This window comes from Aquimarina litoralis (assembly GCF_039523995.1).
In the GTDB taxonomy this organism is placed as follows: Bacteria; Bacteroidota; Bacteroidia; order Flavobacteriales; family Flavobacteriaceae; genus Aquimarina; species Aquimarina litoralis.
Genome location: NZ_BAAAGE010000001.1, coordinates 1,600,729 through 1,617,621 on the forward strand (window position 1 = coordinate 1,600,729; position 16,893 = coordinate 1,617,621).

The window sequence follows — 16,893 nt, forward strand, 5'->3', positions numbered from 1 at the left end:
TTAAGAAAAATTTAGTAATATTACCTCTTATTGGCACGATTTTTAATGTATTTTGCCATGAACACCCCTAAATTAAAAATGAGCGTATGAAAAAGAGTTTTTTGGTATTGATGCTTACCGTAATCGTTTCAGCTGCTTCTTGCAGTTTTACAACAAAAGTAGACAACAATGACCCTGACAAAGATCGAATACTGATTGATCTTATTAGTTATGTATTAAGTAAAGGTCATTATGATGCAAAGGATATTAATGATGATTTCTCTAGAAATGTTTTTGTTGATTACATAGACGCTTTAGATCCATTGAAGCGATATTTTTATCAAAGAGATATTGAAGAATTTAAAGAGTTTGAAACTTTAATCGATGATCAAATTAGAGATAAAGAAATTGAATTTTTTAATCTCACATACGAAAGACTGCAAAATAGAATGGAAGAAGCAAGAACCTTGTACAAGGATATCTTGGAGCATCCTTTTAATTTTGATATAGAAGAGTCGATAAATACAGATTACGAAAAGCTATCATACGCAAAAGATAGAGAGGAAATGAAAAATCGATGGAGATTGCAATTAAAATTTAATGCATTGTCCAGTTATTATGATAAGGTTGATGAGCAAATAGACTCCATTACCAAGAATAAAAGTTACGAAAGAAAATCTGCGGTAATCCTTGAAGAAGAATCACGAGAAATTACAAAAACTTCATTAAAAGAGTATTTTGAATTTGCTGATGATTTAGAACGAAAGGATTGGTTTTCTATCTACATAAATTCTATAGTTGAAGAATTTGATCCTCATACATTTTATTTCGCTCCACAGGATAAAGATAGATTTGATATAGCGATGTCTGGTAAATTAGAGGGTATTGGTGCTAGATTACAAAAGAAAAATGATAATGTAAAGATTATCGAGATTATTTCTGGAGGACCCGCTTGGAGAGGAAATAAAGTAGAAGTTGGTGATTTTATCATGAAAGTAAAGCAAGAAGATGAAGTTGAGCCAGTAAGTATTGTAGGTATGCGACTTGATGATGCAGTAAGTTTGATCAAAGGACCAAAAGGAACTAAAGTATTGCTTACCGTAAAGAAAGTCGATGGAACGATTGAAAACGTGGAGATCGTTAGAGATGTTGTTGAATTGGAAGAAACCTACGCTAAATCCTCTGTTGTAAAGAAAAATGGAAAGAATTTTGGTATCATAAATTTACCTAAGTTCTATTTTAACATGCAAGATTATAATCAACGAAATGCGGCCAAGGATGTAAAGCAGGAAATCATACGTTTGAAACAACAAGATATGGAAGGCCTGGTAATAGACCTTAGAGATAATGGTGGAGGATCGTTACAAACTGTTGTGGATATAGCTGGTCTTTTTATTGATAAAGGACCCATTGTACAGGTAAGAACAAAAGGAGAAACTCCTGAAGTATTAAGTGATAAAGATCGTAATATCTTGTGGGATGGACCTTTAGTAATTTTGGTAAATGAATTATCTGCTTCTGCTTCCGAAATTTTAGCTGCTGCTATGCAGGATTATAAAAGAGCAATCATTATTGGAAGTAAGCAGACATACGGTAAAGGTACGGTACAAAATGTAATGGATCTGAACCGATGGATGAGAAGTAACGATTTTGGAGATTTAGGAGCACTTAAGTTAACGACTCAGAAGTTTTATAGAGTAAATGGAGGATCTACACAATTAGAAGGTGTAAAGAGTGATGTAGTTGTTCCGGATCGATATAGTTATATCGATATCGGTGAGAAAGATCAGGAAAATCCACTTCCTTGGGATAAAATTCCAGCTGCTGATTATAATTTATGGGATGGTTATATAGATTTTGACCAAACTATAAACAAAAGTAAAGCTCGTATGGCTACTAATGAGCAGCTTAAATTGATAGATGAAAATGCTAGATGGGTAAGAGAAAAAAGAGATGTAAACGAGTATTCTCTTAATTATAATAAGTATAAAGCGAATATAGAGCTTAACGAGAAGCAAGCTAAACGTTTTGATCGTTTAAATGATTATAAAACAAATCTGACTTTTGAATCTTTGCCTTATGAAAAGGATTTAATGAAAAAAGATTCAATTCTAGAAGAAAAAAGAAATAGATGGCATAAAAGTCTTAGTAAAGATGTATATGTAGAAGAAGCATTAAGTGTTTTAGAGGATATGAAAATTAATAATATTAGAAGATCTAAAAATCCACTTACGCTAAAGAACTAACATGCTTTAATGCAAGAAACAAAATCAAATTCATTAACACAGCTAGCGCTCCAAAGATTTAATAAAAATTTTTGGGGCGTTTTGAGTTTTTGGTTTATCGTAATGTGCGCTTTTATTGCGATCCTTGCATATATGCTGGCTCCTGATAGTTCTAAAAATGCCAATCAGATGCATTTGTCTATTCATTCAAAAGGACCTGGGTTTTCGGTAAAAATGATCACTATTCCTTCACAAGTAGAATCAGATCAGTCTTACTTGAGTAAGATCTTTTTTGGTACAAAAAATATGGATACCGAGATTCCTATAGAATCCTATAGTTTTAATGAGGAAATAATAAATGTAATACCATACACAGAAGGAGAACTTATTGGAGTTTCTAAAAATATAGCATTATCTGGTTTTCCAAAGGGATTAAGCTCAGAGGAAATCGAAAATCAATTTATTCATGATAGAACTTTTATACTGGGAACGGATAAGTATGGAAGGGATATGTTAAGTAGAATGCTCATAGGGATTCGTATATCGTTTTCTATTGGTTTTGTAGCTGTGCTTATATCATTACTTCTTGGAATAACTTTGGGCGCTTTAGCTGGATATTTTGGGGGTAAAGTGGACGTCTTTATTATGTGGCTCATAAATGTTACTTGGTCTATACCTACTTTATTACTAGTGATAGCAATAACCTTAGCTTTGGATAAAGGGTTTTGGCAGGTTTTTATTGCCGTAGGACTAACAATGTGGGTAGAGGTAGCTAGAGTTGTAAGAGGCCAGGTTTTGAGTATTAAACAGATGCAGTATGTTACAGCCGCGAAAGCCTTAGGGTTCACACATTTTAGGATAATTACAAAACATATACTTCCTAATAGTTTAGCTCCAGTAATTGTCATTTCTGCGGCTAATTTTGCAGGAGCAATCCTAATCGAAAGTGGATTGAGTTTTTTAGGTATTGGAGCACAGCCACCTATGGCAAGTTGGGGAGCAATGATAAAAGATCATTACTCTTATATCATTTTAGGGAAAGCGTATTTGGCAATTATTCCTGGTCTTGGTATTATGAGTCTAGTTATGGCTTTTATGCTTATGGGTAATGCATTAAGAGATGCTCTGGATGTAAAAGGGTAAAGTATTTATAGTAAGGAAACTGTCAATTACTTTTATAAGGTGTTCATAAATCAAAAATACCAAGAAGTTCAAACCTAATCAATCAAGTTCATTGAGGCTAGTTGAACTCAGTTACCATGTGTTTTAGACTTTGTCGAGAATAAGTATTGTTCGTATATAGACCTAGAAAATATCTTCAATTTTAAGAGTAATGAATGTATATTTCTATAATCATTTTTTACTTAAACAGATTAAGAAATTACCAAGTGATAATGGAATAGACTGATTAACATCTAGTTAACTTTATTTAAAGCCTTTAATCCTTATATTTAATAACATAAATTAATGTTTATGATGTAGTGTACATCCTTTATTGATCTCATCAAAGTATTTCCTGGGAGACGACGATCATTTTAGTCTTACAGCACAGATACTAGTTGTGTTTAAAGCTATATGAAAAGGTGTTAAAAACCCTTGGATCTCAATCACTCATCAACTACATAATTTTATAATTAAAAATTGGGGATATGAAAAAAATACTTTTAGCACTGTTAATTTTTTATTCGGGAAATCTTTTTAGTCAAGCCATGATTCAAATACGTTCAGTTGTAGCTGATAGGAATTCGCGTCAACCACTGAAATATGTCAATGTAGGTTTTGTAGATAGAGGTTTGGGTACGGTTACGGATAAAGAAGGATATTTTGAATTGTCATTTTTGGAAAAACGCATTACTAACAATGATACTCTACAAATTACATCACAAAACTATTATCCATTGAGGATAGCTTTCTCTGATCTTAAATCTATTATGGATAAAACAAAGGTTTTTTACCTGTCTAAGATTCCAATTGATTTAGAAATAACCAAAAAAGAAGCGATAGAGGTAACTGTTAAAGGTCAGGTGGGTTCCACAGATATTTCGGAGGATAAGATAGGTTGGTCAGAGGAGAGTATGAAAGGTTCTGAGTTTGCAAGTTTGATCGATTTACCTTCAAATAAGGATACTCAGTTACTAAATTTAAAATTTAATGTAGCAAATCACAAAGCGGATAGTTCGAAAGTAAGGATTAACTTTTACAGTGTGGTATCTGGAATACCTGGAGCAAAAATAACTAAATCTTGCTTGTATAGTATTAAAGATAAATCTGGAGAACAAGTCATAGATCTAAGAAATCAAGAAATTATTGTTAATAGTAGGTTTATTGTGGGCATAGAATTGCTGGATAGCTATGGTGATTATGCAAATCAATTACAGTTAAATATGTCAAGAAATTTAGGGATTTCATATCTGAAATCCTCAAGTCAGGATACTTGGCAAAATGTTCCGTATAAAATGTTAGATTTTTCTTTTGATGTACTAAGATCACAAGATGTTTTGGTTAAGGAAGATGTAGGCGAACAGAGCATCAATGGTGTTGTTAAAGTAGGGAAGAAGCCTCTTCAGGGATGTGAGGTAATGGTAAAAGGTCAATTGTATTATACGTATACTAAATCAGATGGAACTTTTAGCATTAAGGCAAAAAAAGGAGATGTACTGGAATTTCGATCTTTGGTAACAAAGCCTAAAGATGTAACGGTTCAGGAACCTCAAAACATGAAAGTTGCTCTCAGATCAAAATATGATAGTTTGTCCGAGGTAATATTAAATTCAGAAAGTGAAGAAAATAAAGAACTGGTTATAGGCTTGGGAATTGGTCCTGTAAAAAAGAGAAGTTTAGGGTATGGAGTTTATTCATTGGATAATAAGGATTTTAACAAGTTTGCTATCAATGTTCCAGATTTAATTAGAGGAAGGTTTCCTGGGCTTTTTAATGGTTTTGGTCGAGGTTCTTCTAGTTTTATTCTATCCAATCGAAGAGCTGTTGTGGTAGATGGAGCAGTTTTTATTGGAGATATTAATACTATTGATCCTAATATTGTTGCCAGTATTTCTTGGGTTCCTGGTTTAGCTGGGAATACAATTTATGGGACTAATGCTAGAAATGGAGTTTTATATATAACTACCAAAGCTGCTATGCGAAATCTGGAATCTGTCAAAAGAAAAGAAAAAAGAAATTCTTTATTAGTAAAAGGCAATTATTATAAAAATTCAGCAAGGGAATATCAGGAGACTTTTAAATTTGAGACTTCTGCGGTTAATCTGCTAACTGCTGCTTCTTTTGAAACGGCAAAGTCAATCTATCTCGAAGAGCTGCCTAAAAATAAAAGTAATATAAGTTTTTACAAGGAAGCTTTTACCTATTTCTTACAATGGGAAGAAAAATACGCCTATGAAATTTTGGGAATTGGAATTGAGATAACGTATAATAATCCGAAAGCACTAAGAGCCTTGGCATTTCTCTACGAAGAGAAAGAGAGATTTCATGTATCCCATAGGATTTATAAAAGAATTGGTGAGCTAGAACCTCAAAGAGCACAATCATATATGGATCTTGCTCAAAGCTATGTATCCATTGGTGATTATAAAAAGGCATTTTCGCTATATAAACTTATCCTAGATAATAAAATACCTGGGGTAGTCTTTGGTGATTCGGTATTACAGATTGCTGTTACAGAAATAAAATATCTTGTGACAAAACATAAAATAGATGTAGATTATAGAGATTTGCATCCTTCTTTTTATAGTAAAGCGCAAGATTTAGATGGAAGAATTGTTTTTGAATGGAATGATCCACAAAGTGAATTCGATATTCAGTTTGTTAATCCAAATGGTAAATATTTTACATGGCAACACTCAGTCAGTGCTAGTCCAAAAGAACTTAATAAAGAAAGGTTAGAAGGGTATAATACCAAAGAATTTATTTTAGAAGAAAGTGATCCTGGAATTTGGTTAGTAAACCTTAAAGGGCATACCAGAAATGATGAGTATCATAATGTTCCTCGTTTTGTTAAATGCACATTATATAAAAGTTATGGAATGCCTGATCAAAGTAAAACAATTAAAATAATTGAATTACATAAGATTGTTGATGATAATTTTTCTATTGCTAGTTTACAATTGGATTAGGAACTTCTTGTTTTCAGAATTTATTAAAAAGGAAAGGGAATTTATAAATTCCCTTTCCTTTTTAATAAAATATAACGTTTGTTATGTTGTTAAAAGCATGGAGGTCCTTGAACCCATGTAGTTCCGTTGTGGTAGCAACAACTTAATGCAGGATTACATCTTCTTCTTGTGTTACCAGGTTTCGTAAGCACTAAACCACCTTGTACATCCTTTTGTTGTGATTTGGATAATGTTTTTGCTCCTTTCAATTTTTTAATCTGATTCATAATTTTTTAAAGGTTTAAGAGTTTGTAAATATTCCCCGAAAGTTTTAAGACATTCGGGGAAATGTCTGAGTGAGTGTGTGAAGAAAAAGAGTATTTACATACGTCTTTTACAAAAATGTTCTTTTCTATGTATATATAGAAAAGATAAATAACATTGTAATTAGCCCCAATTACAACATTATTATGCTTCCATAGGTTGGTTTTCTACATCATAATCTTGTTCTTGTTGGTTCTCTATCATCATACTGGTAAAATGAAAGAATTCATCATAACTGTACTTTTTAGGATAGATAGAAGTATTCATTAATGATGCAGGAGTATAAAATAAATTATTTTTTTCTGCCCAATTAGATTGATTTTGTAATGTTTCTATATGTACTTTATCGTTTTTCGGTGCGCCATATTGTTTTATCCATTTACTGAAAGTTCTGTCATTGAACCATTCAGTGTAAGCTTTTATAAAACTTTCGGAACCATCTTTTTGATATATTTCCATAAGGCGTAAACTTACTTGTGTTGCTTGATTATCTAGGTCATTTAGAGCTACTTTTAATCTAATTACTACTTGTAATTGATCACTCATAGTTCTTAAAACTCGAGTGTAAGCTTCAAAAGCTCCTTTGCAATAACCGCACATTGGATTGGTGAGACTTATGATCTTAAATTTTGCATTTGGATTACCTAAGACTATTTCGTTAGCAATTGCATTATTATCCTCAATTTTTTCGGATATGCTCAATAAATGATCAAAAATTTGACGATCTCTTTTGAAGTGATTTAATTTTACATTCTCGTTTTTATAGTCTTTGTTCTGAACCATATTTTCTTTCACATACATGTAAACCAATATACTTAGTGCTGAAATCATTATAAAGCCAGCTATGGAAACTATAGAAAAAGTAAAAGGAAGATTAATAAGTGAAATAGCTGTTAACCCTATTGAAATTGCGCTAATAGCTAAACATATAGCACACCATTTTTTTATAACAAAGGCTTGCGAGTATAGTGAATAAATGATGAAAGGAATTCCAGCAATTGTAGGTATTAGTAAAGTACTATTAAAACCATAAAATAGTTGGTAAATGGTAAGTATTCCGAAAAAGGTGATGCTGGCATCTGCTAAAGAAAAATTCTTTAATAATTTACCAGTGTTATTATTTATAACATCTCCACAATTAGAATTTCCTACAGAAGTACAAAATTGGTGCATGGTGTTAGATTGAATACCGAGACTTTCTCTAACAGCAAAAAGACCAAAAACTACTCCTGTTACAGATAATAGTAAGAAAAGTATTTGATATACATTAAAAGGTTGATAGAATAAAGATGCTGCTGCTCCTATTAAAAGTGCTCCAAACAGTATGTTTTGAACCAAAGACTCCTTAGAAAAAAGAGATCTGTTTCCAGTACTATGTTCAACAGCAATTACCTTTGGAACCCAAATTTCTTTAAATTCCTCATAGGTAAACTTTTTTTTCTCAAGGTCAGTGTGCTTTAGTTGGATTGTCCCATTTTTGTTGATCACAGCAACAATTTCTTCTGCATGATCTTTTTGTATTAAAGAAATGAAACTTTCTGGTAGTTGATCTAAAGCATCTATTGGAACTTCTACTGCAATATTATCAATGTCAAAATAATCTAAAGTATCAGTTATCGATTGAAAACTTGGGTAATTTGGATGGATTTGGAGTTGAAGCTCAAGGTCTTGTTTATCGTAATTACCTATTCTGTTTTGAATAAGAATTGTTTCCACTATTTTCTCAATACTATTTTTCATGAATACTTTAGATCTTTTGTTTTGTGTGTTTTATTCTATTAAATATACTATAAGTAAAGAACCCCATGCTTCACCTATATAATTTTTTATAAAAGTATTAAGAATTAAGATTTAAAAACTCATAATTCTGATAAAAAAGCTTTGTAAAATAGAAACTTTAGAGCAATATATCGATGAGGGTATTACATAAAATGATAAGGTAATAACCGTATTTTTGAAATTTGAAATCATTTTTAATTTGTAAATAATTGATTTTCAAATTATTAAACAAATAAAGATTAAAAGTAAAGTGTATTTTTGAAGATGTTAAAGTTTTAGAACCTAAAAAGAATGAAGAATGGGTTTCTAATAATGTTTCTTCATGTTTAAGGCTTTTGATACTTTTGTGGTTCTCAGAATGAATTATAAAAGAGATTGATTTGAAAAGAAAATTTGTATATCCAATTTTAGTAATAATTGTAACTATTTGCTTCTATTATGTAGAAAAACATATAGATGCTCAGAAGCCTAACAGTATGGAAAATAATACTATTGGTGATGATGAATTTGGTTTTTTTTATCTACCTACTTCTACAACAGGTGCAATTGTAACCCATCAAAATTATTTTTTATCCTATTCTGAGACACATGAGCAACCAGAATGGGTGGCATATGAATTAAAAAAGGAGCATTTATCCAAGAATGATTACAAAAGACCATTTTTTGAAATGGATGCTAAAGTAAGATCATCATCAGCGGATTGGCGGAATTATAAAAAATCTGGATTTGATAAAGGTCATTTGTGTCCAGCTGGAGATCGTAGATTTACCTATAAGGCTTTTAAAGAAACATTTCTTACCTCTAATATCGCTCCGCAAGATCATGATTTTAATGCTGGGATATGGAATAGACTAGAGCAAAAAGTACGCTACTGGGCCAAAAAATACGATGGTGTATATGTAGTTACAGGTGGTGTTTTATCCAAAGATCTTAAAACAATTGGATACGAAGCTGTTACAGTACCAGACTATTTTTATAAAATTATTCTGGATAAAGAAGCCAAAAACACAAAGATGATAGCTTTTTTGATTCCTCATAAAGATACCAATAAATCGCTTCAGAGTTTTGTCGTCACTACAGATGAAATTGAAGCATTGACTGGAATTGATTTTTTTTCAAAATTACCTGATAATATAGAAGAAAAGTTAGAGAAATCTTCTAGTATTGACGGATGGAAGTTTTAACTGAAGTACTGTAAAGATTTTTTAAACTTCTATATTTCAATGGAAAATATTACCATTCGTTAACCCTATTTGCATCAAGTTTGATAAAAATAAAAAGTAATAATGTAAACCCCCATAAGCCAGAACCTCCATAGCTAAAAAAGGGCAATGGAATTCCCACAGTAGGAAGTAGTCCGGTTACCATACCTACATTAATAACAAAATGTATAAATAGAATCCCGACAACACTATATCCGTAAACTCTACTGAATTGTGTTTTCTGTCTTTCTGCAAGGTATAAGAGTCTTATCAATAGGCCTACAAATAAAATAACCACTGTTGTAGCTCCAAGAAAGCCCCATTCTTCTCCCACTGTACTGAATATATAATCTGTATGCTGTTCCGGAACAAAACCACCTTTAGTTTGAGTTCCCTCTTTCCAGCCTTTTCCGATCCACCCTCCACTTCCAATTGCAATTTGGCTCTGATTCGTGTTATAGCCAATACCTCTAGAATCTACTTCCTTCCCTAAAACAATATTGAAACGATCTCTATGTCTTTGTTCAAAAACATTATTAAAAATATAGTTGACAGAAAAGCAGAACCCAGTGATCACTATGATCGCTAATAGATATCTAGAGTACTTTGGTTTTTGCTTTCTATTTTTAATCAATAAAAGTGTCATCGCTAAAGCAATTCCTAGAACGACCCACAACGGTGAAAATAATAGAGTTAATATGAATAGTGCGGCTGCAGAGGCTCCAATAATTAGATACATAGCGGCTAAACCTTCCCGATATAACGGAAAGAAAAAAGCAGCGTATACTAATGCACTTCCTGGATCAGGTTGAGGAATTATAAATAAAGCCGGTAAAGCAATAATTAGAAATGCTCTTAATTGGTGATTTATTCGGTTAATATTGGTTTGCATATCACTTAGGAACTTAGCAATCGCTAAGGCAGTGGCGGCCTTTGCAAATTCTGAAGGTTGCAATCCTACAGGTCCGAATGAATACCAAGAAGTAGCTCCATTTACATTCTTACCGAATAAAAATAATCCTAGGAGGGATACTAATGAGATGACATATATTAAACCAGCGAAACGTTCGTAAAATTTTGTTTCAATAGCCTGGGTTATTACAATAATTACAATGCTAAGGGCAATCCAGTACAGTTGTTTGATATAAGGTTTCGAAAGATCTGTGATAGAAAACTGTTCATCTCCATAAGATGCTGAGTATATATTAAGCCATCCAAAACCCACTAATAACAAAAATAATAATACGGTTAACCAATCTATGGTACCGACAGTTGATTTACTCATTATTGGTTAATTTTGAAAGGTTCACCACTATAAGGCTTTGCATATTCTTCTTCAAGGCTGTGAGTTAAGACCCAATCTTCTAAATCTGTTCTGGAAATGGTTCCTTTAATATATTTTTCTATCATTAAACTAGCTATCTTACCCGCATATCGTGATCCCCAGTATCCGTTTTCTATAAATACTGTAAGAGCGATTTTAGGGTTGTCTTTTGGAGCAAACGCTACAAATACGGAGTGATCTGTAAGTTGCATGCGCTCTCCATTAACTACTGTGTAATTTTCTGCAGTACCAGTTTTACCACAAATTTCTATATCGTTTACTTGAAGTGCTTTAGCAGTACCCTGAACATAAACTTGATGCATTCCTTCTATAACAGGTTCGAAATGTTCTTTGTCTATAGTAGTGTATTTTGGTTTGGTAAAGTTTTCTATAGCTATAGGCTGACCATCAACAGCTTTTATGATATGAGGTGTGTAAAAATATCCTCTGTTAGCAATTGCTGCGGTCATATTAGCGAGCTGTATCGGTGTTGCCGAAATTTCTCCTTGTCCAATCGCATTAGATATGGTAGCGGTAGAATACCACTTATATTTTGGATAATTATATTTTCTATTGTAGTAATTGGAATTAGGAACAAGTCCTTTACTACCACTAGACAAATCATTGCCCAGATAATTACCTAGTCCAAAGCTTTTTACGTGTTTTTCCCAATTGTCGATACCTTCTTGTGGAGTATCAAATTTATTAATACTTCTAAGGTATACATTGGCAAAATACGCGTTGCAAGATTGTGCAATTCCTGGTATCATACTTAGTGGACTCGCGTGTGCATGGCAACCAAGTTTAGCTTTTTTTCCATATCTAAAGCCATGACTGCAAAAGAAGCTTTCTCTTTGGTCTACAACACCTTCTTGCAAAGCAATTAATGCAGTAATTGCTTTAAATGGAGATCCTGGAGGGTATTCTCCTTTTACACCTCGATCAAACAAAGGTCTCGAAATAGAATCATAATGTAATCTAGTGTAGTTGGGGGATCTTTTTCGACCTACCAATAATTCTGGTTTATAATTTGGTGCCGTAATTAAGGTTAAGATTTCTCCAGTTGAAGGATCTAGAGCTACAATTCCACCACGTTTATTTACCATTAATTTTTGACCATACGCTTGAAGTTCTTCATCTATAGTAATGGTTAAATCTTTTCCATTAACTGGAAGTGTATCGTATTTACCATTTTTATATGGACCAATATCTCTATTAAAACGATCTTTTTGAATTCTCTTGATTCCTTTTATTCCTCTTAATTCATTTTCGTATTGTTTTTCTACACCTTGCATTCCAATAAGATCACCAGAAAGATAATAAGGATCTTTTTTAATTAATCCATCATTTACCTCGGCTATATATCCCAAAACATTGGCTGCATTTTCTGTATGATAATCTCTAAGAGAACGTTTTTGAATATAAAAACCATCAAACTTTCGCATTTTTTCTTGTAGGTAAGCATATTCGTCTTTAGTTAGCTGTGGAATAACAACAGAGGGAACTCGAGGCGAATATATTCTAGCTTTTTTTAATTGTTTGTTGAGCTTTTCTTTAGTGATTTTCAGTATGGAACAAAATTCTAAGGTGTCAAATGGTTTTAGCTCTCTTGGAATTACCATTACATCATAAGATGGTTGATTGGTAACCAAAAGTTTGCCGTTTCTGTCGTAGATAGCACCTCTTTGAGGGTAGTCATAGAGTACTTTTATGGCATTATCTTCTGATAAGGCTGCAAACGAGGTATTATAAATTTGCAAATAAAATAACCTTCCGATAAAAACAACACCGGTGGTAATGATTATTAAATAAAGTAATAGTTTTCTCATGAATCTTTTCTTCTAAACAATACCAAAACAAGCATAATTACAATGATTGAGAATAAACTAGAAAATAACGTTTTTTTTGCAATTAATAGTATATGAGAAAAGTTAAATATTTCTAATGTAAAAAGTATAATATGATGTATAAAAACCATTAGGGTAACATACGCTAAACGCTGTCCAAAATTCACCTTGCTTAACTTCACGGTCTGAAATTCATAGCTTAGTCCAAAAACAGATCTAAGAATAACAGGTCTTAAATATGCTATCGATATGCAAGCGGTAGCGTGTACACCTCCAGAATCTCCAAATAAATCAATAGTTATTCCTAGAATGAAACTTAACACAAGAAACAAACTTTTATTAATGTTAATTGGAGAAAGTAATATGAAAATAATGTAAATGTAAGGGTTGAGGTATCCCCAAAAGTTAATATGATTAAGAATGAAAACCTGAACAAATACCAAGCTTATAAATCTACCTATATATAATGGAATATTATTATTCATTAGTTTTAGGGTTTTCTAACAATCTCACTTCGGCGGTATCATTACTTTTTATAGCATAAACAAAACCAATGTCCGTCATGTCATTAAATAGCAGGACATCTATTAGAAAATAACTTTGGTTTTTGTCTAATTCATAATTGAGGATCGTTCCGATACCAATTCCACGTGGGAATATGGTTGAACGACCGTTCGTAATAATAGTGTCCCCTTTTTTTAGTACTGCTTGTCTTGGTACGGTTTCTAATTGCACAATATTTGGATCTTTACCATTCCATACTAATGATCCATATTGATTAGATTTTTTTAGACCAGCGTTAATTCTAGAATTACTATTTAGTATAGAAATAACTCTACTATAATTGGTAGAAGTGTTTTCTACGATTCCTATAATTCCTTTATCGGTAATGACTCCCATATCTGGTTCAATCCCATCTTTTTCACCTTTATTAATAAGGATGTAATTATCAATTTTACTGTAGTCATTTTTATAAACATTTCCTTTTATAAAATGATACGGTTTATCAAAGGAAGTAGTGTCGGTGTAATTAGTCTGAATGGTATCTGTAGTGAAAAAACTTAATTGATTACGTAATAGTTTATTTTCTTCTAATAGTCGTTCGTTTTCGCTTTTTAGCCCAAAATAATTACTTATAGAGTATCTCCATCCATAAACTCCACCAGATAGAAAATTCGTGGAACTTATGAACTTGCTTTTGTGATAACTATGCGATTGAATGGTAAGAACAAGAGATATAAATAATAACAGCAGGAATAATAAGAAGTTCTTATTCCGTATTAAAAAATTAATAATTTGCTGCATATGTTATCGAGATACTAAAATTTTATCTATAGTAATAACAATCGCTCATACCACGTTATGAAAACAAGTATGAATGATCAAAGCAGAATAACGTAAAAATTACTTTTTAGGTATATTCTAATTTGTTTTTTCTAAAAAATATTATTTAATCAATACACTTTTGTAACGATTGATATTTTTTAGGGTAATACCTGTTCCTCTTACCACTGCTCTAAGCGGGTCTTCGGCAATATAAACAGGCAAATCGGTTTTTTGAGATAATCTTTTGTCTAAGCCTCTTAGCATAGAACCTCCACCAGCAAGATAAATTCCTGTGTTATAAATATCCGCAGCAAGCTCTGGAGGAGTTTGCGATAATGTTTCCATTACAGCATCTTCAATTCTAAGAATTGATTTGTCCAACGCTTTTGCTATTTCACGAAATGAAATTTGAACTTGTTTTGGTTTTCCGGTAAGAAGATCACGTCCTTGAACGTTCATTTCCTCTGGAGGTAATTCTAAATCTTCTGTAGCTGCTCCAATTTGGATTTTTATTTTTTCTGCAGTGCGTTCTCCGACATATAAGTTATGTTGAGTTCGCATATAGTAGATGATATCGTTGGTAAATACATCACCTGCAATTTTTACTGATTTGTCACAAACAATTCCACCTAATGCAATAACCGCAATTTCAGTAGTACCACCACCTATATCTACAATCATATTTCCTTTAGGTTGCATGATATCCACACCAATACCAATGGCAGCTGCCATTGGTTCGTGGATTAGATAGACTTCTTTACCATTTACACGTTCAGCACTTTCTTTTACTGCTCGCATTTCTACTTCGGTAATACCAGATGGAATACAGATAACCATTCTAAGAGCAGGAGTGAAGATTTTTTTCTTCAAAGCAGGAATATCTTTAATAAACATGCTTATCATCTTTTCACTAGCATCAAAATCTGCGATCACTCCGTCTTTTAGAGGTCTTATCGTTTTTATGTTTTCATGTGTTTTTCCTTGCATCATCGCGGCTTCTTTTCCAGCGGCGATTATTTTTCCAGACATGATATCTCTGGCAACAATGGATGGACTATCTACCACCACTTTGTCGTTATGAATAACTAAGGTATTTGCGGTACCTAAATCTATAGCAATTTCTTCAGTAAAGAAGTCGAAAAATCCCATATAAAACAGTAAAAAGGGTTAGAGTTGAGTAAATGTACTAAAATTAATGTTTAAAATGACGTGTTCCGGTCATTACCATAGCAATTCCGTTTTCATCGCAGTAATCAATACTTAATTGGTCTTTTATAGAACCTCCTGGTTGTATAACTGCCTTGATTCCTGCTTTGTCTGCAAGCTCTACACAGTCAGGAAATGGGAAAAAGGCATCACTAGCCATTACAGCGCCATTAAGATCAAAATTAAATGAATTTGCTTTTTCTACAGATTGTTTCAATGCATCTACACGAGAAGTTTGTCCTGTTCCACTAGCTAAAAGTTGTTTGCCTTTAGTGAAAACAATTGTATTAGATTTTGTGTGCTTACATATCTTTGAAGCAAATAAGAGATCTTCTATTTGTTCATCGGTAGGAGCTACTTTGGTAACCGTATTTAAATCTTCCTGAGCATCGGTTTTTAAATCTTTATCCTGTACTAAAGCTCCGTTTAAACAAGAGCGTACCTGAGTTTGTGGAAGCTCTATGTCTTTTTGAATTAAAATAATTCTATTTTTCTTTCCTTTTAATATTTCAATAGCTTCATCACTGTAAGAAGGAGCAATTACCACTTCGCAAAATAGTTTGTGAATTTCTTCAGCTGTTGGAACATCTATTTCTGAATTACTTATTAATATCCCTCCAAAAGCTGAAACCGGATCACCAGCTAATGCATCTACATAAGCTTGATGTATTTTCGAACGTTGTGCTAAACCACAAGCGTTATTGTGTTTAAGGATTGCAAATGTTGGGTCTTCTCCTTTAAATTCATTCATTAGGTTAACCGCAGCATCTACATCTAATAAATTATTGTATGATAATTCTTTTCCATGCAATTTATCAAACATTGCATCGAAATCTCCAAAGAAAAATCCTTTTTGATGAGGGTTTTCTCCATAGCGAAGTGTTTTACCTTTAGTTTCGCTAATTTTTAAAGAAGCGATCTCATGATCGTTATTAAAATAATTAAAAATTGCACTATCATAATGGGAAGAAACATTAAACGCTTTTGCTGCAAATCGTTTGCGATCTTCTAAAGAGATACTTCCATTTCCTTCAGAAATGATTTCTAAGAATTCTGCATAATCTTCCACAGAAGCTACGCAAGTAACATCAGCAAAGTTTTTAGCAGCAGCTCTAATCAAAGAAATACCTCCTATATCAATTTTTTCAATAATATCTTGTTGTGATGCTCCAGAAGCAACTGTTTTTTCAAAAGGGTATAAATCAACTATTACGATATCGATCTGTGGAATTTCATATTGCTCAAGTTCAGCTACATCACTATCATTATTCTGACGGTTTAGTATACCTCCAAAAACTTTGGGGTGTAATGTTTTAACTCTTCCACCAAGAATTGAAGGGTAAGAAGTAACATCTTCCACAGGAATTACATCTACTCCTTGTTCTTTTATAAATTTTTCAGTTCCACCAGTGGAATAAATACTAATTCCAAGTTCATCTAATTTTTTAACGATTGGTGCTAATCCTTCTTTACTAAATACAGAAATTAAAGCAGATTTAGCCGTTTTTGTTGTGTTCATAACAATGTTTAGTTGATAAAACGCAAAAGTAGCAATTTAGTTGCCAATTAGAC

At 32.5% G+C, this 16,893-nt stretch carries 12 protein-coding genes; 4 read left to right on the forward strand and 8 right to left on the reverse strand.

What is annotated here, in order from left to right; translation table 11 throughout:
* The first annotated feature begins 86 nt into the window (after nucleotides 1-86).
* The 3 genes from ABD077_RS06420 (at nucleotide 87) to ABD077_RS06430 (ending at nucleotide 6,334) form a co-directional block, all read left to right on the forward strand.
* Nucleotides 87-2,225 carry a carboxy terminal-processing peptidase gene (locus ABD077_RS06420; RefSeq protein ID WP_343911531.1) on the forward strand — a complete coding sequence of 713 codons (2,139 nt, stop codon included), beginning with the start codon at nucleotides 87-89 and terminating at the stop codon, nucleotides 2,223-2,225.
* 9 nt (nucleotides 2,226-2,234) lie between these two features.
* Complete coding sequence (locus ABD077_RS06425; RefSeq protein ID WP_343911532.1) at nucleotides 2,235-3,347, forward strand: ABC transporter permease; 1,113 nt, start codon at nucleotides 2,235-2,237, stop codon at nucleotides 3,345-3,347.
* 506 nt (nucleotides 3,348-3,853) lie between these two features.
* Nucleotides 3,854-6,334 carry a hypothetical protein gene (locus ABD077_RS06430; RefSeq protein ID WP_343911533.1) on the forward strand — a complete coding sequence of 827 codons (2,481 nt, stop codon included), beginning with the start codon at nucleotides 3,854-3,856 and terminating at the stop codon, nucleotides 6,332-6,334.
* A gap of 89 nt (nucleotides 6,335-6,423) precedes the next feature.
* Here the strand turns inward: ABD077_RS06430 and ABD077_RS06435 are convergent, their stop codons facing one another.
* Together ABD077_RS06435 and ABD077_RS06440 are read right to left on the reverse strand one after the other, a co-directional pair.
* Nucleotides 6,424-6,600, reverse strand: a complete 177-nt coding sequence (locus tag ABD077_RS06435) for a hypothetical protein (protein ID WP_343911534.1) — start codon at nucleotides 6,598-6,600, stop codon at nucleotides 6,424-6,426.
* 181 nt (nucleotides 6,601-6,781) lie between these two features.
* Entirely contained in the window at nucleotides 6,782-8,377 is a 1,596-nt protein-coding gene (locus ABD077_RS06440) for a vitamin K epoxide reductase family protein (RefSeq protein ID WP_343911535.1), read from the reverse strand.
* A 419-nt stretch (nucleotides 8,378-8,796) separates the two neighbouring features.
* Here ABD077_RS06440 and ABD077_RS06445 point away from each other — a divergent pair, with 419 nt between their 5' ends.
* Nucleotides 8,797-9,600, forward strand: coding sequence for a DNA/RNA non-specific endonuclease (locus ABD077_RS06445; protein ID WP_343911536.1), 804 nt, complete (start codon nucleotides 8,797-8,799; stop codon nucleotides 9,598-9,600).
* 49 nt (nucleotides 9,601-9,649) lie between these two features.
* Here the strand turns inward: ABD077_RS06445 and rodA are convergent, their stop codons facing one another.
* The 6 genes from rodA to purH form a co-directional block, all read right to left on the reverse strand.
* On the reverse strand, nucleotides 9,650-10,903 hold the full coding sequence (rodA, locus tag ABD077_RS06450; protein WP_343911537.1) for a rod shape-determining protein RodA: 1,254 nt from the start codon (nucleotides 10,901-10,903) through the stop codon (nucleotides 9,650-9,652).
* Nucleotides 10,903-12,771, reverse strand: a complete 1,869-nt coding sequence (gene mrdA, locus ABD077_RS06455; protein ID WP_343911538.1) for a penicillin-binding protein 2 — start codon at nucleotides 12,769-12,771, stop codon at nucleotides 10,903-10,905. The genes rodA and mrdA overlap by 1 nt, the downstream gene beginning before the upstream one ends.
* The gene (locus tag ABD077_RS06460; RefSeq protein ID WP_299894806.1) at nucleotides 12,768-13,274 is read right to left on the reverse strand and encodes a rod shape-determining protein MreD; all 507 of its coding nucleotides are present in this window, start codon (nucleotides 13,272-13,274) and stop codon (nucleotides 12,768-12,770) included. The genes mrdA and ABD077_RS06460 overlap by 4 nt, the downstream gene beginning before the upstream one ends.
* On the reverse strand, nucleotides 13,267-14,094 hold the full coding sequence (gene mreC / locus ABD077_RS06465) for a rod shape-determining protein MreC (protein ID WP_343911539.1): 828 nt from the start codon (nucleotides 14,092-14,094) through the stop codon (nucleotides 13,267-13,269). Before mreC ends, ABD077_RS06460 begins: the two co-directional genes overlap by 8 nt.
* Nucleotides 14,095-14,235: 141 nt before the next feature.
* Entirely contained in the window at nucleotides 14,236-15,264 is a 1,029-nt protein-coding gene (locus ABD077_RS06470; protein WP_027393894.1) for a rod shape-determining protein, read from the reverse strand.
* 43 nt (nucleotides 15,265-15,307) lie between these two features.
* The gene (gene purH / locus ABD077_RS06475; RefSeq protein WP_343911540.1) at nucleotides 15,308-16,840 is read right to left on the reverse strand and encodes a bifunctional phosphoribosylaminoimidazolecarboxamide formyltransferase/IMP cyclohydrolase; all 1,533 of its coding nucleotides are present in this window, start codon (nucleotides 16,838-16,840) and stop codon (nucleotides 15,308-15,310) included.
* Nucleotides 16,841-16,893: the final 53 nt, after the last annotated feature.